This is a genomic window from Aeromicrobium sp., from assembly GCF_036676885.1.
Lineage (GTDB): Bacteria > Actinomycetota > Actinomycetes > Propionibacteriales > Nocardioidaceae > Aeromicrobium.
Map to the genome: position 1 here is coordinate 1 of NZ_JAKFCB010000203.1, position 1640 is coordinate 1640.

A 1640-nucleotide genomic window follows, 5' to 3' on the forward strand; every position below is an offset into this window, starting at 1 on the left:
TTCTCGGTCAGGTCGCGCGACGTCATGCCCTTGTGGATGTGCTCGGTGCCGGCGAGGGCCGCGAACTCCTCGATGCGGGCCTTGACGTCGTGCCGGGTGACCTTCTCGCGGTCCGCGATCGAGCCGAGGTCGACCCGGTCGATGACCGACTCGTACGCCTCGATGACGCCGTCGGGCGTCTCGACGCCGAGGTCCTTCTGCGCCTTGAGCACCGCGATCCAGAGCCGGCGTTCGAGCACGATCTTGTGCTCCGGCGACCAGATGCGGGCCACCTCGGGCGAGGCGTAGCGGCTGGCGAGGACGTTCGGTGTGGTCACAGCTCTATTGTCCCCTGCTCCGCCGCGAGGGCGATGTCGGTCCGGTGGTGGGCGCCGCGGATGCTGATGAGGTCCACGCCCTCGTACGCCTTGCGGCGGGCCTCGGCGAGATCGGCGCCGACCGCCGTGACCGACAGGACGCGACCGCCCGCCGTCACGAGCCTGCCGTCGCGCAGCGCCGTGCCGGCGTGGATGACGTCGACGCCGTCGAGCTCGGCAACGCGGTCGAGCCCCTCGATCAGGTCGCCCGTGATGGGCGCCTCGGGATAGCCCTCGGACGCGACGACGATCGTCACCGACGAGTCGGCCGACCACTGCGGCAGGCCGACCTCGGCGAGGCCGCCGGTCGCCGCACCGTGCAGCAGCGCCGACAACGGCGTGCGCAGCAGCGCCAGGATCGACTGTGTCTCCGGATCGCCGAACCGGGCGTTGAACTCGATGACGCGCACGCCACGGCTGGTCAGCGCGAGACCGGCGTAGAGCAGGCCCTGGAACGGCGTGCCGCGGCGAGCCATCTCCTGCACCGTCGGCACGAGGACGCGGCGGGACACCTCGGCGACCAGGTCTTCCGGCGCCCATGGGAGCGGCGTGTAGGCGCCCATGCCACCGGTGTTGGGTCCTTGGTCGCCGTCGAGCGCGCGCTTGAAGTCCTGCGCCGGCTGCAACGGCAGCACGGTCTCGCCATCGGTGATCGCGAACAGGGAGACCTCGGGGCCGTCGAGGAATTCCTCGATGACGACCCGGTCGCAGGCCGCAGCGTGGTCGATCGCGGCCTGCCGGTCGTTCGTCACGACGACACCCTTGCCGGCGGCCAGCGCATCGTCCTTGACGACGTACGGCGGACCGAACGAGTCGAGCGCGGCCTCGACCTGCTCCGCGGTCTCGCACACGTGCGCCAGCGCGGTCGGCACCTCGGCCCCGGCCATGACCTGCTTGGCGAACGCCTTCGATCCCTCGAGCTGCGCCGCCGCCCGCGAGGGGCCGAAGCAGGCGATGCCCGCATCGCGCACGGCATCCGCGACGCCGGCGACGAGCGGCGCCTCCGGGCCGATCACGACCAGGTCGGCGCCGATCTCGGCGGCGAGAGCGGCGACGGCCGCGCCGCTCATCGGGTCGACATCGTGGACGGTCGCCACTGCGGCGATGCCGGGGTTGCCGGGGGCGGCGTGCACCTCGGTGACCTGCGGGTCGCGGGACAGGGCGAGGGCCAGGGCGTGCTCGCGGCCGCCGGTGCCGATGACAAGCGTCTTCACGGGGGTCGAGCCTATCGGCCCGGCACCTGTGGACAACCGGCGGAAGGTCTCGCCGATCCTTGCCACGATG

General features: G+C 72.2%; 1 protein-coding gene and 1 pseudogene. Both read right to left on the bottom strand.

From position 1 onward, the window contains the following. A pseudogene (locus V6M46_RS09460) lies at positions 1-317 on the bottom strand (adenylosuccinate lyase); the annotation flags it as partial. Then, positions 314-1570, bottom strand: coding sequence for a phosphoribosylamine--glycine ligase (purD, locus tag V6M46_RS09465; RefSeq protein WP_332664149.1), 1257 nt, complete (start codon positions 1568-1570; stop codon positions 314-316). The pseudogene V6M46_RS09460 and the gene purD, both read right to left, overlap by 4 nt. Positions 1571-1640 lie beyond the last annotated feature (70 nt).